Source organism: Amycolatopsis sp. VS8301801F10 (genome assembly GCF_046195355.1).
Taxonomy (GTDB): Bacteria; Actinomycetota; Actinomycetes; order Mycobacteriales; family Pseudonocardiaceae; genus Amycolatopsis.
On sequence record NZ_CP176065.1, the window covers coordinates 1,756,267 to 1,776,384 of the forward strand.

A 20,118-nucleotide genomic window follows, 5' to 3' on the forward strand; every position below is an offset into this window, starting at 1 on the left:
TCCGCTTGGAGCCAACGCCGAACCCCTGCGGGCATTCCGCTCAACTCGCCGCCGCAACCAATCGCGAATACGGACCGCCCGCCGCGATCAGGTCCTCATGCGGGCCGAGTTCGGTAATCCGCCCACCCTCGACCACCGCGACCCGGTCGGCCGCCGCGGCCGTGTGCAGCCGGTGCGCGATCGCGATCACCGTGCGGCCTTCGAGCACCGAGTTCAGCGACCGTTCCAACTCCCGAGCCGAACCGGTGTCCAGCAGCGACGTCGCCTCGTCCAGCACCAGGGTGTGCGGGTCGGCCAGGACGACCCGGGCCAGCGCCAGTTGCTGTGCGAGACCGGCCGGGACCGCGTACGCGCCCGAGCCGAGCTTGGTGTCCAGCCCGTCCGGAAGGCTGGCCGCCCACTCCGCCGCGCCGGCGGACGCGAGCGCGGCCATCAGTTCCTCGTCGGTCCAGTCCCCGCCGCCGCGGCGCGCCGGGAGCGCCAGGTTTTCCCGCAGCGTGCCGGAAAACGTGTGGTGCTCCTGCGTCAGCAGCAGCACCTCGCCGCGCAGCACGTCGTCCGCGAGCGTCGACACCTCGGCGCCGCCGACCTGGATCGACCCCGCCGTCGGCGCCGAGATCCCGGCCAGCAGCCTGCCCAGTGTCGACTTGCCCGCGCCCGACGGCCCGACGATCGCCAGCCGTTCGCCGCGCGGCACACTCAGCGTGATGCCATGCAGCACCTCGCGGTCGGCGGTGTAGCCGAACCGGACGTCGCGCACCTCGATGTCCCGACCGCGCGGCACCTCCGTGACCTTGTTCGCCGATTCGTTCGGCTGCACGCCGATGATCCGGCGCGTCGCGGCCACCGCCACCTGCAGGTCCTCCAGCCAGAACATCGCCTCGCTGAGCGGCGCGGTCATCGCCTGCGCGTACGCCAGCATCGTGGTGATCGTGCCGAGTCCGGCCCAGCCCTGGCTGTAGGCCAGCATGCCGAGCAGCAGGAGCACGGCGATCGGCAAGACGTAGCTGATCTCCAGCGTCGGCAGCCAGCGCATCTGCAGTGCCCGCATCCGGCGTTCGCCGAGCGTCGCCTGGTCGAGCGCGTGGTGCCCGGCCCGCATGCGGCGCTCGGTGAGACTGAGCGCCTCGGTGGTCCGCGCGCCCTCCACCGTCTCGTGGGTGATCGACTGCAGGTCGCCCCAGCGGTCGAGCATCCACGCGAACGCGGTCGGGATCTTCCGCTGGTACCAGATGTTCACCGGCACCAGCAGCGGGATCGCCACCAGCAGGGCCAGCGCGAGCAGCGGCGACGTCACGACCATCGCGACGGTCGTGAACAACACCGTCACCGCGGCGATCAGGATTTCCGGCGCGGCGAACCGCACCGCGACGTCCAGCCGGTTGATGTCCGTGGTCGCCCGGCTGAGCAGGTCGCCGGTGCCGGCCGCCTCGACGGTGCCGAGCGGCAGGCCGAGCGCGTTCGTGACGAACCGTTCGCGGGTCTGCGCCAGCACGCGCTCGCCGAACATCCGGCCGCGCAGCCGCGCCGCCTTCCTCGCCCACGCCTGCAGCACGAGCACCACCACGAAACCCACGGCCAGCAGGTCGACCTGCAGCGTCGGGCCGTGCTCGACCACGCCGTCCACGAGCCAGCCGAGCAGTTGCGGCCCGGCCAGCCCGACCACGGTGGCCAGGCAGAACAGCCCGAGCATCACGGAAAACTCGCGCCGGTGCTCGACCGCCACGCGTTTCGCCCAGCGCCGTACCTCGCGTTTCGACGCCAGCGGGAGCCGCGTCGTCATACCGTCACTGCCTTTCCGTGCACGACCTCGTCGGCCACGTTCCTCCACAGTGGACTCTGGCTGAACACCACCGTGGTCCTTCCGGTCCGCAATTCCTTGGTGCGCTGGGTGATCCGGGCCTCGGTGTGCGCGTCGACCGCCGACGTCGGCTCGTCGAGCAGCAGCACGTCGGAGTCCATCGCCAGCGCGCGGGCCAGGCTCAGCCGCTGCCGCTGCCCACCGGACACCTCGCGGCCGCGTTCGCCGATCAGCTCGTCGACGCCGCGCGGCAGGGCCTCGATGATGTCCTCGGCGTCCGCCGCGTGCAGCGCCGCGAAGATGTCCACCTCGCGCGGATGCTCCGGCGTTAGCTGATCGCGCAGCACCCCGGAAAACCACAGGTCCTGGTTGTGCGCGTACACCACTCGCCGGCGCAGCTCGGCCAGCGCGACGCGATCCGCGGGCACCCCGCCGACCAGCACCTGCTCGCCCTCGTCCGCGTCGGCGAACCGGCTCATCCGCGCGGCGATCGCCTCCGCCTCGGCGCCGAGGTCGACCACGGTCAGCTTGCCCGGCGCGATCCGGATGCCGCTGGCGGTGTCCTCCAGCTCCAGCGGACCGTCCGGCAGCGGCAGCGGCGAAACCGGCTCGGCGAGCCTCGGCCGCAGCGCCAGCAGCCCGCACACCTTGCGAGCCGCGACCAGCCCCGAGCTGAGCGAGCTGACCTGTTCGGTCGCCGTGGCGACCGGCACCACCAGGAACGCCGAAAGACCGTAGAACGCCACCAGCTCGCCGACGCCGATCGTGCCGTCGAGCGCGAGCCGCGCGCCCAGCCAGGTGATCGCCACCGTGACCAGCCCGGGCAGCAGGATCTCCGCGGCGGCGAGCCAGGATTCGCTGCGGCCGACCTCGACGCCTGACCGCCGCACCAGCTGGCTGGCCTCGCGGAACCGGGCGAGGAACCGCCGTTCGCCGCCGACGCCGCGCAGGATCCGCAGCCCGGACACGATGTCCGCGCCGAGTGCGTTCACGTCGCTCAGATTCTCCCGCTGCGCGGTTTTCCGCTTCTGCAGCGGCGCGAGCAGCGGGCCGATGCCGAGCACCGCGAGCGGGACGCCGACCAGCGCGACCGTGCCCAGCACCGGAGAGGTGCCGAGCATCGCGATCCCGATCACCACGAACGCCACGAGCGACCCGAACGTGCGGCCGACGACCTCGAACGCGTTGCCGACCCAGTTCATGTCCGACGACGTCACCGCCACCACGTTGCCGGTGCTGGTCGCCTCCCGCAGGGACGCGCCGAGCCGGGTGGTGTGGTCGGTGACCAGGCGCTGCGTGCTGCCCGCGCCGTGCATCCACAGGCCGTACGACGCGAAGTGCAGCCCGGTGCCGAGCAGCGCCTGCGTCACGCCGAGCGCGCCCGCGATCAGCGCCCAGCGCCACAGCGCGGACGAATCGCCTGCGGCGATCGCCCCGACGCCCCGGCCGACCACCAGCGGCAGCAGGGCGCTCGGCAGCGACCAGCCGGCCCCGGTGACGATCGCGGCGAGGACCAGCCCCGGCCGCGCGCGCAGGACCGCCAGCAGGTACCGGACCGGCGTCGGGTGTTCCGGGAGTCGGATCTCGGGAAAGCGGTACGTGGCGGAAAGCACGATCACTGACGCTAAGCCGCCGGGAGTGTCCGGCGCGACTCATTTATCCCCGCCCGAGCAGGCCGGGCGGCTGCGGGTGTGACCCGGCCGACACGTAGTCTTGGCCTTGTGGCGAACCCTGACACGGACAGTCGGACAAACACTGTGACCAGCCCTGTTGCTAGCACAGACACCACCGCAGTGGCCGCGGCGACCCCGGAAACGAGCCAGCCGTACGTCGAACTCGGCCTCGCCGAAGACGAGTACGCGCGGATCCGGGAAATCCTCGGCCGCCGGCCCACCGACGCCGAGCTCGCGATGTACTCGGTGATGTGGAGCGAGCACTGCTCCTACAAGTCCTCGAAGAAGCACCTGCGCTACTTCGGCGAGACCGCCACCGACGAGATGAAGGCCAAGATGCTGGCCGGCATCGGCGAGAACGCGGGCGTCGTCGACATCGGCGACGGCTGGGCGGTCACCTTCAAGGTGGAAAGCCACAACCATCCGTCCTATGTGGAGCCGTACCAGGGCGCGGCCACCGGCGTCGGCGGCATCGTGCGCGACATCATGGCGATGGGCGCGCGGCCGCTCGCGGTGCAGGACGCGCTGCGCTTCGGCCCGGCCGACGCGCCGGACACCAAGCGCGTGCTGCCCGGCGTGGTCGCGGGCGTCGGCGGCTACGGCAACTGCCTCGGCCTGCCGAACATCGGCGGCGAGCTGGTCTTCGACCCGTCGTACGCGGGCAACCCGCTGGTCAACGCCCTGTGCGTGGGCGCGATGCGCACCGAGGACCTGCACCTGGCGTTCGCGTCCGGGGCAGGCAACAAGATCATCCTGTTCGGCGCGCGCACCGGCCTCGACGGCATCGGCGGCGTGTCCGTGCTCGCCAGCGATACCTTCTCCGGCGACGAATCCGCGGCCGGGCGGCGCAAGCTGCCCAGCGTGCAGGTCGGCGACCCGTTCACCGAGAAGGTGCTCATCGAGTGCTGTCTCGACCTGTTCAAGGAGAACCTGGTCGTCGGCATCCAGGACCTCGGCGGCGCCGGGCTGTCCTGCGCGACGTCCGAGCTGGCCGCGGCAGGCGACGGCGGCATGCACATCTACCTCGACCGGGTTCCGTTGCGCGCCACCGGGATGACGCCCGCCGAGGTGCTCTCCAGCGAATCGCAGGAGCGCATGTGCGCGGTCGTCGCGCCGGAGAACGTCGAGGCGTTCATGGCGGTCTGCGCCAAGTGGGACGTCATCGCCACCGACATCGGCGAGGTCACCGACGGCGAGCACCTCGTCATCACCTGGCACGACGAGATCGTGGTCGACGTGCCCGCGCACACCGTCGCGCACCAGGGCCCGGTGTACGACCGCCCGATCGAGCGCCCCGCGTTCCAGGACGGCCTGATCGCCGACACGTCCGCGAAGCTGCCGCGTCCGTCGACGCCCGAGGAACTGCGCGCGGACTTCCTGAAGCTCATCGCGTCGCCGAACCAGGCGTCGAAGGAATGGGTGACCGCGCAGTACGACCGCTACGTGCGCGGCAATTCGGTGCTGTCCCAGCCGTCCGACTCCGGCATGATCCGGATCGACGAGGAGAGCAACCGCGGCGTCTCGGTCGCCACCGACTGCAACGCGAAGTTCGTCTACCTCGACCCGTACCGCGGCGCGCAGCTCGCGCTGGCCGAGGCGTACCGGAACGTCGCCACCGGCGGCGCGACCCCGGTCGCGGTGTCCGACTGCCTCAACTTCGGCGCCCCGACCGACCCGGGCGTGATGTGGCAGTTCGAGCAGGCCGTGCACGGTCTCGCCGACGCGTGCGTCGAATTGGGCATCCCGGTGACCGGCGGCAACGTCAGCTTCTTCAACCAGACCGGCGACACGGCGATCCTGCCGACCCCGGTGATCGCGGTGCTCGGCGTGATCGACGACGTCACCCGCCGCATCCCGACCGGCATCGGCGCGGAGGCCGGCGAGACCCTGCTGCTGCTCGGCGAAACCCACGACGAGCTGGACGGTTCGGCCTGGGCCCGCGAACTGCACGGGCACCTCGGCGGCGTCCCGCCCCGGGTGGACCTGGCCCGCGAGAAGCTGCTGGCCGAGATCCTGGTGGCCGGTTCGCGCGACGGCATGATCTCCGCCGCGCACGACCTGTCCGACGGCGGCCTGGCACAGGCCCTCACCGAAACTGTCCTCATTGGACAGTGCGGGGCCCGGGTGTTCCTCGACCGCGACCAGGACCCGTTCGTGCAGCTGTTCTCCGAGTCGTCCGGCCGCGTGCTGGTGGCGGTCCCGCGCACGGAGGAACTGCGGTTCACCGAGATGTGCACCGCGCGCGGCCTGCCGTGGCGCAAGACCGGTGTCGTCGACCCGGATTCGGGGACGCTGGAGATCCAGGGCATCACCGAGTTCACCCTCGAAGAACTGCGCGAGACCTGGGAGAAGACCCTTCCGGCGCTGTTCGACTGAGCCCTCGTGAGTGCCTGTCCCGGTTCTAACCGGGACAGGCACTCACGACGACCGAACCGCTATGCAGCCGTGACTCTGTGCTTCGAGCGTCCAGCCTGCGGGCAGGTGCACCTCCGCCGCGGCCAAGTCGGAAAACCTCGCCCCGTCGAACAAGACTTCCTTCGCGAACGTCGCCCCATTGAAGGTGGTTCGCCCGGCGAAGGTCGTGCCGGAGAAGTTGGTCCGCTCCGAGAACTCAGTGCCGGAGAACCACGCCCGGTCGAGGAAAGTCGCGTCGCGGCAACGGAAAACGCCCACCAGTCGACCGGGTCCGGTACCGGCCGCGGTGAAGTAGGCCTGTCCGGTGAAGACGCTGCCGCTGAGGTTCGTGCTGCTGTACAGCGAAGCGTGCCGCAGCAGCAAGCCGCCGATCCGGCGGCGGGAAAGGTCGAAATACTCGAGCACGGCGCCGGTCAGGTCGAGGTCCGGACCCGGTCCGTCCACATCGGACGGTGGCAGCAGGTCCCGGATGAGCCGTTGCGCGGTGAGCCGCACCTGCAGCTCGCGTTCCTCTTCCGGAGTGCCGGAGAGCTCAGGATTTTCATAACGGCGGTGCGTAAACGGCCGTCGCAGATAGGAACACAGCACGTCCAGCACCGTCTGCCGATACTCCGGCCGCGAACGCGCCAGCCCGGCCAGCGCGTGCAACGCACCCACGCGCACCTGATCGGCCTCGTGCCCCAGCAATTCCACCGACTTCGCGAACCGCTCGTCGGAGATCCGCTCGCGGTCGACGTCGTGCCGTTGCTGTTCGATCACCTGCCGCGCCTCTTCGACGCGGCGGCGGCGGTCGTTGAGCCACAACGCATACAGCGCCACGACCGCGCCGCCCGCGAGTCCGCCGGTTTTCAGCGCTTCGCTCCGGCTCGTCGCGGGGTCGGTGAGCAGCCAGCCACCGACCCCGCACAGCAGTACCGCGGACGCGATCAGCGTCCACAGCAGCGGCGAGCGCACCGGGTCAGAACGCCAGGATCAGGTACAGCCCCACGCAGTAGCCGCCGCCGCGGTTCATCACGACCATCGTGCCGCTGGCGTCCTTGCCCGACAGCTTGCCGCTGAGCCGGGCGCTCGTCGTGGCGCTGCCCTCGGTGACCTTGCCGAGCTTGAGCTGCGGGTCGCCGCTGGTGGTCTCGTCGATGCTGCGCTTGGACATGCTCTCGGTGCCCTGGCAGGCCATCGCGGTCGCGCCTGCCGCGTCCTTGGCGTTGAGCTTCGCGAGGAAGTCGTTGATGACCTGCCGCGCCTCGCCCGAACCGGATCCGCCGGAGTCGGGCTCGTCGCTCGAATCCGTGGACGGCGAGGTCGAGTCGCTCGGCAGCGGGGCCTCCGACGACTGGGACGGGGCCGGGGCGGGCGGCTGCGCCTGCGTGGTGCCCTTGTCGTCCTTGCTCAGGAAGAATCCCGGCGCGACGAACCCGGTGATGCCCAGCGCGACCACCACGACGACCGCGACGGCGATGCCGATCCACAGGCCGGTCTTGTTGTTCTTGGGCGGCTCGCCACCCGGTCCGCCGGGGTATTGCCCCTGGTCCCAGCCCTGCTGCGGGAACTGCTGGGTGCCGCCGTACGGCTGCTGCTGATACCCCGGGTACTGCTGCTGAGCGTTCGGGTCCCAGCCCTGCTGCGGCTGCTGCTGAGCGTTCGGATCCCAGGCGGGCTGCTGCTGGTGCTGGGCGTTCGGGTCCCAGCCCGGCTGCTGCTGGCCCTGGTTGGGGTCCCACCCCGGCTGCTGCGGCACCCCGCCCGAGCCGGGCTGCTGCCAGCCCTGGCCGTAGGGGTCCCCGCCCTGTCCGGGCTGCGGTGGGTAAGTCATGGTTCCGCCTTCCTGCTGCACCGACTCGCGCCGCGGTCTGACGCCCCGCCGGCTCAGGCGGTTCCGTCTCCGCCCCAGGTCTGCATTGTGCAAGGCGGGCAACGCGCGCACAAAAGCGGCTCCCGGCCGCCCCGCCCGGCAGGAGGAGGGGAGAACCGGGAGCCGCGTCCGTGCGCGCCGCTCAGGTCAGCCGTTGGCGAGTGCCTGCAGCCGGTCGTAGGCGCCGTTGAACGTGTCCTGGTCCAGCGGGCTCGAGGTGTACTGCCACACGGTGTAGTAGCCCCAGTTGTACGGAAGCGTGCCGACCGAGGACGCGTACCGCGCGACCCACAGCGGTGCGGTGCTGGAGAAATCGCCGCTGACGCACTGGTTCCACCAGCTCGTCGACGTGTAGATCACCGGCCAGCGGCCCGTCTTCGCGTGATAGGTGTCGTGGAAGTCCTTGATCCACGCCGTCATCGCGGATTTGCTCAGGCCGTAACAGGTCGCGCCGTAGGGGTTGTACTCCATGTCCAGCGCGCCGGGCAGCGTCTTGCCGTCCCGGGACCAGCCGCCGCCGTGCGCGACGAAGTAGGTCGCCTGTGCCGCGCCGCTCGAGGTGTTCGGGGTGGCGAAGTGGTAGGCGCCGCGGATGAAGCCCTGGTTGTAGGAACCGTTGTACTGCTGGGCGAAGTACGGGTTCGTGTAGCTCGTGCTCTCGGTCGCCTTGGTCCAGACGAATCGCTTGCCCTGGCTCCACCAGCTGGCCCAGTTGACGTTGCCCTGGTAGCTGGCGACGTCCATGCCGGCGACGGTGGCCGCCACCTGGTTCGGCAGCGCGGCCGCGGGTTGCGGCTGCTGCGCGGCGGCTTTCGTCTCGGGGGTGGACTGATCCCCCTCGACGCGCCGGATCTGCGACCCCATGGCGTGGTTGTTCGCCTGGATGTCGGCATTGACGGCGTTGATCTCCCTCGCCGAAAGCGGGGAAGCCGCCGGGGCGGCCGTCGCCTCCGTCGACGCGCCGAGCAGGAGCGCGACAACCGGGACGGTCAGTGCGGACAGCAGCGTGGTGCGCCGTCCTCTTCGGGAAGTGGACATCGTCGATCCCTTCACAGATACCCTCGCGGAGGGCGGCTATGTGCAGGTAGCCGCCACGGGGGAGATTCTTGAGGACGAATCGGCGTTTGTCATCAAGTTCCGTGAAGATGAATGGGCGAGTGGGTGATTTTCATCGGGGGGTGATGACTAATTCGTGACGACGTCACGAACGTTCACCCGAATGCCAGATTGCGTAGCGCCGTTTGGGCTCCGTTGAGCCAGTTCTGGTCCCCGGGCAGGGTCCCGCTGTTCGAGAACTGCCAGATGGCGTGCTGTGCCCAGCCCGCCGGGAGCTCGCCGATGAACGAGTTGTAGCGCGCGATCCAGAGCGGATTCCCTCCGAAAGAAGGGTTGTTTCCGGTGCAGAGTTTCCACCAGCTAGTCGACGTATAGATCGTCGGCAGCCTTCCGGTGCGGGCGCGATAGGTGTCGGAGAACGCGCGGATCCACGCGACCATCCCGTTCGCGTCCTTGCCGTAACACGTTTCCCCGTAGGGGTTGTATTCCATGTCGAGCGCGCCGGGAAGCGTCTGGCCGTCGGCCGACCAGCCGCCGCCGTGCGCGAGGAAGTAGTTGGCCTGCGCGGCCCCGTCGGACACGTCCGGGCGCGCGAAGTGGTAGGCCCCGCGGACGAGCCCGACTTGGTAGGAACCGTTGTACTGCTGGGCGAATTGGCCGCTGACGAACCCGGTGCCCTCGGTCGCTTTCACGTACACGAACTTCGCGCCGTCTCTCGCCGCGGCCGGCCAGTCGACCGGTCCTTGGTGCCCGCTCACGTCGTGTCCGAGGTACTGGTCTCCGGTCGTGTACGCGAGGTTCGGCGCTCCCAGGACGCCTTCGTGCTTCGCGATTTGCGAACCCGCGTAGTTGTCCGCGGCCCCGGCGTAGCTCGGCGCCGCCTCGGCGGTTTCGCACAGGGACGTGCCGGTGATCCCGGCGAAGAGAACCGCGCTCCAGCGCAGCAGCAGATGACGCTTCACCCAGGACTCCTCACCGGACGCGTGTACTCCTACTGCGTCACGATGCCCCGATGCGCGGGTTTCGGCGAATCATGATCACTCGGCAGAGTGGTCTGCCCAGGTCAGCGGCGCTCTTCGGCCAGCGCTTTCAGCAGGTGCTCGGCCGGGACGACGGCGGTGATCAGGTCGTGCGGATTGATCGCGAGCGGATGTCCGGCGAGCAGCCCGGCGATGTCGCGGCCGAGCACCGCGCGGGCGTGCGGCCATTCGCGCGGCACCAGCGACTTCGACGTGTACGCCGGGACCATGACGCGGCCGTCGGTGTTGTGGAAGCCGATCACCGTGCGCTGCACCGGGGACAGCGCGTAGACCAGCAGCGTCGAATCGAGGATGACGCGCGGCAGGTCCTCGGCGGGCCGGTGTTCGGTCCGGACCATTTGCAGCAGCCGCTCGAGTTCGTTGCGCGGCTCGGGAAAACCGAGCGCCTTCGGCGAGGGCCGGTACCGGTCGTTGGGGTGGAAGTCCTCGACGACCTCTCCCGTCCCGTTCACCGGATACGCGCCGACGACTGCCCACGACGGCACCGGGCCGCGGGCGTCGAAGGCCTCGTCGATGACGTACAGCCAGCTGTTCGGGTTCGCCCGCGCGTTGGCCCGCATCTCGGGAGTGATCTCCGGTTTTCCCTGCGGTCCGCGACGGGGATAAGCGTTCCGGCGCGCGCGTTTGCCCGCCGGGGTCCGGGAAACCATCCGATCTGCCTCGTCCCGCTGCGCCATCGCCGTCCCTCGGTGCCGGGTGCCTGAAAGTCCGTCCGCGGCCACTCTACTGTTGTCGCATGGCCTCTTCGCGTTCGGTCGATCCCGCTCAGTTACGGGCCGCGGTGCTGGCCGTTTCGGACTGGTTGCGCGGTGCCGGACCGGATCCGGCCCGTCCTGAGCTGGCCGCCGCGGTGCGCGCGACGCTGCGGACGCTCGCCCAGGACGCACCCGGGCACACCGTCGAGGTCCGGGTTCCGCCGTACGCCGCGGTGCAGTGCATCGAGGGCCCGCGGCACACCCGAGGCACGCCGCCGAACGTCGTCGAGACCGATCCGCGGACGTGGCTCGAACTGGCCACCGGCCTCCTGGACTGGGACGACGCGCTCAGCGCCGCCCGCGTCTCCGCATCGGGCAGCCGGGCGGACCTTTCGCACTGGCTTCCGGTCGTCCGGATCTGATTTACCGCGGCAAATTGTTCTCACAGGTGTGTCTTCTGGGGCACACACTCCGTAGAATCCCCTGAGCCGAGGCTTGTGCCACGCTGTCCGGGGCCGGGCCTTGCGTGTACTTTGGGTAGTCGGATTTCGATTCCCCCTGCGAACGAGCGGCGATGGAAGGGCCCTGGTCATGAACGCGGTAGGCGTGTCCGCCGGCGAGCAGAGCCTCGGCCCGACAGCGCGCCGGATGATCCTCGGTTCGCAGCTTCGCCGCCTGCGCGAGGAAGCCGGGATCACGCGCCAGCAGGCGGGCTACAACATCCGCGGTTCGGAATCCAAGATCTCCCGGCTGGAACTCGGCCGCGTCGGATTCAAGGAACGCGACGTCGCCGACCTGCTCACCATGTACGGCGTCTCCGACGAGGAAGAGCGCAAAGCGTTCCTCGACATGGTCAAGCAGTCGAACGAAGCGGGCTGGTGGCGCAAGTTCGGGGAGACGGTGCCCGGGTGGTTCACCGACCTCGTCGGCTTGGAGGAAGCGGCGTCCCGCATCCAGATCTGGGAGCCGCTGTTCGTGTCGGGCCTGCTGCAGATCGAGCCGTACGCGCGGGCGATCTTCAGCCACGGCCGTCCGGAGATGGCCGACGAACGCGTGGACCAGCTGGTCGCCCTGCGCATGCGGCGGCAGAAGATGCTGGCCCGCCCCGACGCGCCGCGGATCTGGGCGGTGCTCGACGAATCGGTGCTGTACCGGCCGATCGGCGGCCCGAAGGTGTTCCGGCAGCAGCTGGAGTACCTGCTCGAGGTCACCACGCTGCCGCACGTGTCGGTGCAGATCCTTCCGTACTGCCGAAGCGGCCTGTCGGCCGAGCACGCGTTCTCGCTGCTGCGCTTCGCGGAGGCGGAACTGCCGAACATCGTCTACGTCGAGTACCTGACTGGCGCGCACTACCTGGACAAGCGCGACGAGATCGAGAAGTACGGCCGGGCGCTGGACCTGCTCGCGGTCGACGCGGAAACTCCCGAACGCAGCCGGGCCCGCATCGCCAAGCGCAAGGCCGAGATCTAAGTCGGCTCCTAGGTCTCCGGGGGAATTCTCCTCGCCGGGAATTCCGTCCCGGCCATCCGGCGACGACTAGCCGAATAGAGAACACCGCACCGCATTCTCATCACCGAGCGTGCATAAGTCCGGAAACGCCTCCCGCTAACCCGGGGTGCAGGCCCTCCCGATCGATGCTCCGGTCATCACGGTAAGTGTCCCTCATTCACTCACTGCACTCAGCGGCGGCGAGTCCCGAACGCATTCCGTTAACAGCCTGCCAATATCGTGACTCCAGGTAGCAATTAGCCCGCTCGGGTAGTGCTCGAATCACCCGTCTGGGAACTTCTACTGAACCGTGTCGTCACGCAGTGAGAAATTTGCAGAAAATTCTGCACGTGCATTTACCGCTGCATGCGCGCGTGCTAGCGTCGAAGTCACAGGCAGATGCACATGCAGATTCCTGAGCTTTTCATCGTCCTTCCCGGAAGGTGGCATCATGGCTGAGCGGTTCGAGAACGGTATTCCGGCCGACCGTCTGACCGGAGCGCAGTGGCGCAAGGCGAGCTACAGCGGCGCGGTGGGCAACTGCGTCGAAGTGGCCCCGCTGTCCTCGGGCGAGATCGCGATGCGGAACTCCCGTTTCCCGGAGGGCCCGGCGCTCGTCTACACGCGGGCCGAGATGGCCGCCTTCCTGGCGGGAGCCAAGGACGGCGAATTCGACGATGTCCTCGGCTGAGACCGACGTCGTCGGCTCGACCTTCGACCTCGAAGAGGGCCTGCAGCAACTGATCGCCCGCGGCTACCAGTTCGTCCACCCGACGGACGGGAGCGGGGAAGTGCAGGCCGTGGTCGGAGTGCGAGTCCACGACAACGTAGTAGACGTGGTCCGCCTGAACGCGGAGGACGACGTCGAGGCCACTCGCCTCCCTGGCAGCGAGCAGAACATCTTCGCCCCGACCGCGACATTGTGGCGCTCGCGCGGCGAAGCAAACCAGGTACTGGGCGAAGTGCTAGCCCTCCCCGAGCGCTCACCGGCCCCCACCGCCGTCTCCACGAACGGCTGCTGGGTCCCCGGCCGAGGCGGCCGCTCGAAGTGGCTAGCCGCCCGTTAGCTCCACCTCCTCCGCGCTGTTCCCCACCGGCGCCCCCAGTTTCAGGCCCCGTACGAAGTGGCCCAATCCACTTCGTGCGGGGCCTGGCTCATTTCCGCCCCGCCCCCGCCCCCGCCGCCGCGCACTCCCGCCCCGGCCACCGTCCGTGAGGGCCACCCTCGCGCCCCAGGGTTCCCCTCACGACCCCGCCCCCGCCGCAACACCACCTCGAGACACAAGCCCCTCCCACCGAAAAAACGCAATCCCGCACCCCCAACAGCTCCATGCAGCCACCCCCCGCCCTGCACCCCGATACGAAGCCTCCCTGCGGTCTGAGGGTGGTTGTCAAGGCATCTTTCCCGCCTTGACAACCACCCTCAGACCGTCAGCACACTCGGCTTCGGGGTGCCTGCCCAGCCCCCCTCAGCAATGTCGCCGCCAGGCGACGAGCCGAACCCCAGCAAAGACCCCCGCTCCAAACCAAGACCACCGCTCACAAACCCATCCCCCAGAGTGGGCAGAACCACCCCGCGCCCGGCCTCCCAGCCCCGTCCACCCCTTACACTTGAACGTGCCCCGCCCGCGTCTTCCTGGGAGCTCCCCGGTGGTTTCCGACCCCTCCGCCAGTCCTGCTCGACCCGAAGATCACGAAGATCAACCCGAACGGGAACCCCGTGAGGAGTGCGGCGTCTTCGGCGTCTGGGCTCCCGGGGAAGAAGTCGCCAAGCTCACCTACTACGGCCTCTACGCCCTGCAGCACCGCGGGCAGGAGGCAGCGGGCATCTCCGTCTCGGACGGCTCGCAGATCGTCGTCTTCAAGGACCTCGGGCTGGTCAGCCAGGTCTTCGACGAGCAGGTCCTGCAGTCGCTGCAGGGGCACATCGCCGTCGGGCACTGCCGGTACTCCACGACCGGGGCCACGATCTGGGAGAACGCCCAGCCGATCTTCCGCACCACGGACACCGGCAGCGGCCTGTCCTTCGCGCACAACGGCAACCTGGTCAACACCGCCGAACTGCGCGATCGCACCGTCGCCGCGGGGCTGAAGCCGCACGCCGGGCTCACCGGGTCCTCCAGCGACTCCGACCTCGTCTGCGGGCTGCTCGCCGCGAACGCCGCGGACAAGGGCATCGAGGCCGCCGCGCTGGACCTGCTGCCGACCCTCAAGGGCGCGTTCTGCCTGGTCTTCGCCGACGAGAACACCCTGTACGCGGCCCGCGATCCGCACGGCGTGCACCCGCTGGTGCTCGGCCGGCTGGAGCGCGGCTGGGTCGTGGCGAGCGAAACCGCCGCGCTCGACATCTGCGGCGCGTCGTTCGTGCGCGAGGTCGAGCCGGGCGAGCTGATCGCCATCGACGCCGAGGGGCTGCGTTCGTCGCGGTTCGCCAACCCGGAGCCCAAGGGCTGCGTCTTCGAGTACGTCTACCTCGCGCGTCCGGACACGTCGATCGCCGGCCGCAGCGTGCACGCCACACGCGTCGAGATCGGCCGCAAGCTGGCCGCCGAGCACCCGGTCGACGCCGACCTCGTGATGCCGGTGCCGGAGTCCGGCACCCCGGCCGCGATCGGGTACGCGCAGGGCTCGGGCCTGCCGTACGGCACCGGTCTGGTCAAGAACGCCTACGTCGGGCGCACGTTCATCCAGCCGTCGCAGACCATCCGGCAGCTCGGCATCCGGCTGAAGCTGAACCCGCTGCGCGACGTCATCCGCGGCAAGCGGCTGGTCGTGGTGGACGACTCGATCGTCCGCGGCAACACCCAGCGCGCGCTCGTGCGGATGCTGCGCGAGGCCGGGGCGCTCGAGGTGCACGTGCGGATCGCGTCGCCGCCGGTGCGGTGGCCGTGCTTCTACGGCATCGACTTCGCCTCGCGTGCCGAACTCGTCGCCAACGGCGTGGACCTGGACGGCATCCGGCGTTCGATCGGGGCCGATTCGCTCGGCTACATTTCGCTGGACGGCCTGGTCGCGGCGTCGGAGCAGCCGAAGTCGCGGCTGTGCACGGCCTGCTTCTCCGGCGAGTACCCGATTCCGCTGCCCGAGGACGCGCTCATCGGCAAGCACCTGCTCGAAAGCATGGACGCCGCCGGTGGCGCGGCGACTCCTGTCAGTGCCGCCGGGTACGGTGCCGAAGACGCCGTCCGGCGTCCGTGAACCAAGCATGTCCAGTAGGGAGTCCGCTTCCGTGAGCGAGTCCACGAGCGCCACGTACGCAGCCGCCGGGGTCAGCATCGACGCCGGTGACCAGGCCGTCGAGCTGCTCAAGCCACACGCCGAGCGGGCCACCCGGCCCGAGGTGCGCGGCGGGGTCGGCGGTTTCGCCGGGCTTTTCTCCCTCAAGCTCGACAAGTGGAAAGAGCCGATCCTCGCGTCGTCGACCGACGGCGTCGGCACCAAGATCGCGGTCGCGCAGGCGCTCGACAAGCACGACACGGTCGGCATCGACCTGGTCGCGATGGTGGTCGACGACCTGGTCGTCACCGGGGCCGAGCCGCTCTTTCTGCAGGACTACATCGCGGTCGGCAAGGTCGTGCCGGAGAAGATCGCGGCGCTGGTCGGCGGCATCGCCGAGGGCTGTGTCCAGGCGGGCTGCGCGCTGCTCGGCGGCGAGACCGCAGAGCACCCCGGCCTGATGGGCGAGCACGACTACGACCTGTCGGCCACCGGCGTCGGCGCGGTCGAGGCGTCCGCGCTGCTGTCGCCGGAGAAGGTCCGCCCCGGCGACGTCGTCCTCGCGATGGGCTCGTCCGGGCTGCACTCCAACGGCTACTCGCTGGCCCGGCACGTGCTGCTGGACATCGCGCGGATGCCGCTGGACGGGCACGTCGAGGAATTCGGCCGCACGCTGGGCGAGGAACTGCTCGAGCCGACCAAGATCTACGCGAAGGACTGCCTCGCGCTGGTCGCCGAGACCGAGGTGCGCACGTTCGCGCACATCACCGGCGGCGGCCTGGAGGCCAACCTCGCCCGCGTGATGCCGCGCGGCCTGGTCGCCAAGCTCGAACGCGGCACGTGGACGCCGGCTCCGGTGTTCGCGCTGATCGGGCAGCGCGGCAAGGTCGAGCGGGCGGAGCTGGAGAAGACGTTCAACATGGGCGTCGGCATGGTGGCGATCGTGTCGTCGGAGGACGTCGACCGGGCACTGGCGGTGCTCACCGCCCGGCACGTGCCCGCGTGGATCCTCGGAGACGTCCAGCCCGCCGAAGACCCGGACGGCCCGCGCGCGGTCCTGTCCGGCGACCACCCGCGATTCTGAAAGCCGCTTGCCCTGTCTTGAGACACTGAGGACATGGCGGAGGACGTACGCGTCGGCGCCCGGTTCGTGATCCCGGGCGCCGAACTGCGAGAGCGCTTCTCCCGATCCTCAGGACCGGGCGGACAAGGCGTGAACACGACGGACTCGCGCGTCGAGCTGTCGTTCGACGTCGCGGGCTCCGCAGTGATCCCGCCCGCGCTGAAAGAACGCATCACGACCCGGCTGGGCCCCCGCCTGGTCGGCGGCGTGCTGACCATCGCAGCCAGCGAACACCGCTCCCAACTAATGAACCGCGACGCGGCCCGGGAGCGGTTGGCGGAGGTGCTGACGAAGGCTTCGGCACCACCGCCAGCCAAGCGGCGCCCGACCAAGCCGTCGCGAGGCTCGAAGGAACGCCGGTTGGCGGCGAAAAAACGACGCAGCGACGTGAAGCGCGGCCGGGGCGGCCGGTACGACGATTAGAGTTGTTGATCACTGCGGGTGAAGGCTTGGCTGGGAATTTCGCTGAATTGCCTTCTTGTGATTTGTTTTCCGCCTTCGCTATTCCTGGGGAGTGACGCGATCCCCGGAACGGCGAATTCCCGCCGAAGTCGATTTCGACCACCTCGATCCCGCGGTCGCCGAAGACGTTTACGCACGTCTCGGCGCTATCCGGCGGGTTTGCCCCGTGGCGAGAAGCTCCGCGCATGGCGGGTTCCACCTGCTGACCGGCTACGACGAGATCCGGGAAGCGGCCAGCGATGGCGAGATATTCAGTTCGTATGTGCATGGCCTCGGCGCTGCGGATGTCGTAGCCGAGGATGCTGAATCCGAAGACAATCCGCCACCGAGAGCGCCTTTGTTTGAATTCGACGGCCGGGCACACTTGGCGTGGCGGCGGATTCTCCGACCCTATTTCACGCCTGCTGCGGCAAAGGAACACGAGTCACTCATCCGGCGGTTGTGCCGAGAGGCCCTCGCCGGATTCGCCAAGGACGGCCGAGCCGAACTCGTAACTGCCTACACGCAGGTGGTTCCGCCGCTCGTCGTCGCGGCCTTGCTCGGTGTTCCGGAAGGCGAGCGAGGGCGGCTGGCTGAACACGCCAAGCGACTGGTCGCCGCCGAAAGCAGGGAGGAAGCGGAGGAGCGTGGTCGCGAGTACGCGAAGCTCCTGCTCGGCCACATCCGGGAACGGGTTGGCACGCCGCGGGAGGACATGCTGTCCGACGTCATCCATGCTGACCTCGGCGAGACCGTCAGCGAACGGCAGGTGCTGCGCTTCGCCTCGCTGATGGTCGCTGCTGGTCAGCTCACCACCACTGACGCGGCCGCCACGATGGCGTTGCTGCTGGCCGAGAACCCGGACCTGCGGGAGCGGGTGCGCGGCAGCCAGAAGGCGTTGGACGAGTTCATCGAGGAAGCGGTCCGCTATGAGCCCGCTGTGGCGGCGACCGGGCGGGCGGTCACGCGGCCGACCACGCTGGGCGGGGTGCTGCTCGACGCAGGCGATCGAGTGCTGCTCACGTGGGGAAGCGCCAACCGCGACGAGCGGCATTTCCTCGACGGGGACGTCTTCCGTCCGGAGCGAGGGCGGACGCGGCCAGCTCATCTCGGCTGGGGTGCTGGGGCGCATCGGTGCCTCGGCCGGCATCTTGCCCGGGTCGAGTTGCGGGTCATGGTGCAGGAGTTGCTCGCGGCCCTGCCGAACATGCGGCTTCACCCGGAAGCCCGGCCGCAGCGCACCTATGGCGTGATTCGTGGGGTGCGGGAGGTGTTGGTCGAGTGGTAGCGGTTCCTTGCCGCCGCAACGGCGATGCCGGGCGGCGGCAAGGAACAAGCCAGCTAGCTCAGCGACAGGTGCACACACTCACCAGCAACCCGGTACCCAGCACGTCGATACACCGTCCCGATCCCCACGTCGCCCGGCGTAAGGAATGCCGTTCGTGCGCCGCGGGCGTGGGCGAGGTGCGTTAAGTGGGCCGTGATTGCCGCCGCGATGCCTTGGCCTCGGTGGTCTGCCGCCACTGCGATGCCGACGATTTCCGTCGTTCCGGAGACGATGTCCAGGGCGATTCCGCCGCCCACAATGGTTTCGCCGTGTTCGGCCAGGACGGTCAGGTGGTGGCGGTTGCGTTCGACATCGGCGTCGGACACCTCCGGCGGCTCTCCGAAGGCCACGTTCTGCACCGACCGCAGGCGGCGGAATTCCTCGTCGGACGACGGTTCGCGCAGCTGAATGTGTTCTGGCGCAAGGCAATCCACGCGTTCTTCAGCAGTGCAGGTCATTACCGGCACGCGTCGTTCGAGAGTGAATCCCGCGGCGGCAAGGGAAGCCTCGACATTCGGGGCGGCGTCGGTGAAGAACTCCAGCCTGGGCAGGAGATTTCGTTGCCGGTAAGCGGAAATCAGGCGAGCGAGATCCTCGGGTGAGGGCTGCGCGCCGTCGTCGGGGATGGCGTAGTTCTCCATCGGATGGGAGCTGTCCTTGGCGTAAGTCGCCAGGAACGGGCCGATTCGTTCGGTTTCGCGGCCGAGCGGTGCGGTCGCGCGGACGTAAGCCTGAAGGGCGGACATCTCTGGGAGAAGCCTTTCGGGAAGAAGGAATGCAGCACGAAAACGGCAGGCCGAACAGCTCAGGCCACGCGGCCGGAGCGGGCCGTGGCGGAGCACATAGGCATTCCTTCGTCCGAAACGAACTTCCCGCTTATCGTCTCAGACCGGGCAAGCGAATTAAGGGCTCAGCGAAGGGCGGCGCGCGCCTGGTCCACGATCCGGGCCAGGTGCACGCCTCGGTGGACATCGCAGGGATGCGTGGTCGTTCCGCTCGACACCATCGCGGCGAAATCGTCCAGCAGCGCGGTGTACGCGTCGTTCGCCGTTCCGGTGCGGCCGAGCGTGCGGAAACCGTGCTCGCCGAAGACCGAGTACTCGACCACCGTCGGCTGAACCGGCAGGCGCAGGCTGAGCGTCGCGGTGCTCGTGATGCCGCCTTCGTGTTCGAGCAGCAGTTGCCACAGGTCTTCGGGGCCGCGGTGCGCGGCGAGAACGTCCGTGATCGGGCCGAGGGCGGCGTCGAGCAGGTCGAACGCGTGCGGGCCGATGTCGGCGAGTGCGCCGCCAGCCGGGTCCTGTCGCCAGGCCGAGGTCGCGTACTTGCCGTCGAGCAGCGCGCCGGACAGCCACCGCACGCTGCCGCCACGCCAGCCGCCAGCCGCGGTGACGCCGTCCAGCCAGTCGCGCGTCTGCTGGGCGAACCGCAGCGTCAGCATCACCAGCGAGGCGACGCCAGCGGACGCCACCGCGTCGGCGAGCCGCTGCGCCGTGGCCAGGTCAGCAGCGATCGGCTTCTCCAGGATCAGGTGCTTGCCCGCCTCCGCGGCCCGGGTCGCCATCTCGGCCTGCACGGTCGGCGGCACGGCGAACGCGAGTGCGTCGACCTGCTCGAACAGCTCGTCCAGATCGCTGGTCGGCACCGCGTCGTAGGCCTGCGCCAGCGCGGCGGCGGCTTCCGGCCGGCGGCTCCACACAGCACTGAGCACGGTCCCTGGATGATCCGCGAGCCCGGGGGCGTGCACCGTGGTGGCCCACGGTCCGGTTCCTACGAGGCCGACGCGCAGCTGGTCCTGTCCCACGCCCGGAAGTGTAGGTGTGTCCGCGGTCGCTTCCGGCGGGGCCTGCGGTGCGTTAACGTCGACAAGTTCTTCGCCACGAACGGGGGAAGCCGGTGAGAATCCGGCGCTGGCCCGCAACCGTGAGCGGCCCCGGGAGGGACCGCGAGCCGGATCGCCCGTCGTGGTCCGATCGATGCGAGGTACATCT

At 69.4% G+C, this 20,118-nt stretch carries 19 protein-coding genes and 1 riboswitch; of the genes, 10 read left to right on the top strand and 9 right to left on the bottom strand.

The genetic code is table 11. The features are described from left to right. Positions 1-40 precede the first annotated feature (40 nt). Both F9C11_RS08500 and F9C11_RS08505 read right to left on the bottom strand, forming a co-directional pair. The gene (locus F9C11_RS08500) at positions 41-1,783 is read right to left on the bottom strand and encodes an ABC transporter ATP-binding protein (RefSeq protein WP_409184338.1); all 1,743 of its coding nucleotides are present in this window, start codon (positions 1,781-1,783) and stop codon (positions 41-43) included. Next, positions 1,780-3,414, bottom strand: coding sequence for an ABC transporter ATP-binding protein (locus F9C11_RS08505; protein ID WP_409184339.1), 1,635 nt, complete (start codon positions 3,412-3,414; stop codon positions 1,780-1,782). The genes F9C11_RS08500 and F9C11_RS08505 overlap by 4 nt, the downstream gene beginning before the upstream one ends. A 108-nt stretch (positions 3,415-3,522) precedes the next feature. On the opposite strand from F9C11_RS08505, the gene purL reads away from it, so the two are divergent. After that, the gene (purL, locus tag F9C11_RS08510) at positions 3,523-5,850 is read left to right on the top strand and encodes a phosphoribosylformylglycinamidine synthase subunit PurL (protein WP_409184340.1); all 2,328 of its coding nucleotides are present in this window, start codon (positions 3,523-3,525) and stop codon (positions 5,848-5,850) included. A 42-nt stretch (positions 5,851-5,892) separates the two neighbouring features. On the opposite strand, the gene F9C11_RS08515 is transcribed toward purL, so the two are convergent. The 3 genes from F9C11_RS08515 to F9C11_RS08525 all read right to left on the bottom strand — a co-directional run bounded on the left by F9C11_RS08515 (position 5,893) and on the right by F9C11_RS08525 (position 8,779). Next, positions 5,893-6,843, bottom strand: a complete 951-nt coding sequence (locus tag F9C11_RS08515) for a pentapeptide repeat-containing protein (RefSeq protein ID WP_409184341.1) — start codon at positions 6,841-6,843, stop codon at positions 5,893-5,895. Positions 6,844-6,847: 4 nt separating this feature from the next. Beyond that, on the bottom strand, positions 6,848-7,702 hold the full coding sequence (locus F9C11_RS08520; RefSeq protein WP_409184342.1) for a hypothetical protein: 855 nt from the start codon (positions 7,700-7,702) through the stop codon (positions 6,848-6,850). Positions 7,703-7,888: 186 nt separating this feature from the next. Then, positions 7,889-8,779, bottom strand: coding sequence for a lysozyme (locus tag F9C11_RS08525; protein WP_409184343.1), 891 nt, complete (start codon positions 8,777-8,779; stop codon positions 7,889-7,891). Here F9C11_RS08525 and F9C11_RS08530 point away from each other — a divergent pair. Continuing rightward, entirely contained in the window at positions 8,772-8,906 is a 135-nt protein-coding gene (locus F9C11_RS08530; RefSeq protein ID WP_378303814.1) for a hypothetical protein, read from the top strand. The genes F9C11_RS08525 and F9C11_RS08530 overlap by 8 nt on opposite strands. A 46-nt stretch (positions 8,907-8,952) precedes the next feature. On the opposite strand, the gene F9C11_RS08535 is transcribed toward F9C11_RS08530, so the two are convergent. Then, the gene (locus F9C11_RS08535) at positions 8,953-9,741 is read right to left on the bottom strand and encodes a lysozyme (protein WP_409186848.1); all 789 of its coding nucleotides are present in this window, start codon (positions 9,739-9,741) and stop codon (positions 8,953-8,955) included. Positions 9,742-9,860: 119 nt separating this feature from the next. Further along, the gene (locus tag F9C11_RS08540; RefSeq protein WP_409184344.1) at positions 9,861-10,514 is read right to left on the bottom strand and encodes a type VII secretion system-associated protein; all 654 of its coding nucleotides are present in this window, start codon (positions 10,512-10,514) and stop codon (positions 9,861-9,863) included. Between the two features lie 59 nt (positions 10,515-10,573). Between F9C11_RS08540 and F9C11_RS08545 the strand changes: the two genes are divergently transcribed. The 8 genes from F9C11_RS08545 to F9C11_RS08580 all read left to right on the top strand — a co-directional run bounded on the left by F9C11_RS08545 (position 10,574) and on the right by F9C11_RS08580 (position 18,088). Next, positions 10,574-10,954 (top strand): sterol carrier family protein, encoded by a 381-nt coding sequence (locus tag F9C11_RS08545; RefSeq protein WP_409184345.1) that lies wholly within the window; start codon positions 10,574-10,576, stop codon positions 10,952-10,954. Between the two features lie 169 nt (positions 10,955-11,123). Further along, positions 11,124-12,002, top strand: a complete 879-nt coding sequence (locus F9C11_RS08550) for a helix-turn-helix transcriptional regulator (protein WP_037354011.1) — start codon at positions 11,124-11,126, stop codon at positions 12,000-12,002. A gap of 469 nt (positions 12,003-12,471) precedes the next feature. Beyond that, positions 12,472-12,711 (top strand): DUF397 domain-containing protein, encoded by a 240-nt coding sequence (locus F9C11_RS08555; RefSeq protein WP_409184346.1) that lies wholly within the window; start codon positions 12,472-12,474, stop codon positions 12,709-12,711. Beyond that, a complete protein-coding gene (locus F9C11_RS08560) occupies positions 12,698-13,087 on the top strand; it encodes a hypothetical protein (RefSeq protein WP_409184347.1) in 390 nt (129 codons plus the stop codon). Before F9C11_RS08555 ends, F9C11_RS08560 begins: the two co-directional genes overlap by 14 nt. 583 nt (positions 13,088-13,670) lie before the next feature. Further along, positions 13,671-15,218 carry an amidophosphoribosyltransferase gene (gene purF / locus F9C11_RS08565; protein ID WP_409184348.1) on the top strand — a complete coding sequence of 516 codons (1,548 nt, stop codon included), beginning with the start codon at positions 13,671-13,673 and terminating at the stop codon, positions 15,216-15,218. Between the two features lie 31 nt (positions 15,219-15,249). Continuing rightward, positions 15,250-16,320 (top strand): phosphoribosylformylglycinamidine cyclo-ligase, encoded by a 1,071-nt coding sequence (gene purM / locus F9C11_RS08570; RefSeq protein WP_037354000.1) that lies wholly within the window; start codon positions 15,250-15,252, stop codon positions 16,318-16,320. Between the two features lie 33 nt (positions 16,321-16,353). Further along, entirely contained in the window at positions 16,354-16,782 is a 429-nt protein-coding gene (gene arfB, locus F9C11_RS08575) for an alternative ribosome rescue aminoacyl-tRNA hydrolase ArfB (protein ID WP_409184349.1), read from the top strand. Between the two features lie 91 nt (positions 16,783-16,873). After that, on the top strand, positions 16,874-18,088 hold the full coding sequence (locus F9C11_RS08580) for a cytochrome P450 (protein ID WP_409184350.1): 1,215 nt from the start codon (positions 16,874-16,876) through the stop codon (positions 18,086-18,088). A gap of 53 nt (positions 18,089-18,141) precedes the next feature. Here the strand turns inward: F9C11_RS08580 and F9C11_RS08585 are convergent, their stop codons facing one another. Together F9C11_RS08585 and F9C11_RS08590 are read right to left on the bottom strand one after the other, a co-directional pair. Beyond that, complete coding sequence (locus F9C11_RS08585; protein WP_409186849.1) at positions 18,142-18,873, bottom strand: GNAT family N-acetyltransferase; 732 nt, start codon at positions 18,871-18,873, stop codon at positions 18,142-18,144. A 164-nt stretch (positions 18,874-19,037) separates the two neighbouring features. Beyond that, on the bottom strand, positions 19,038-19,931 hold the full coding sequence (locus tag F9C11_RS08590; RefSeq protein ID WP_409184351.1) for a Gfo/Idh/MocA family protein: 894 nt from the start codon (positions 19,929-19,931) through the stop codon (positions 19,038-19,040). A 47-nt stretch (positions 19,932-19,978) separates the two neighbouring features. Continuing rightward, a riboswitch (cobalamin riboswitch) is annotated at positions 19,979-20,109 on the top strand. Positions 20,110-20,118: the final 9 nt, after the last annotated feature.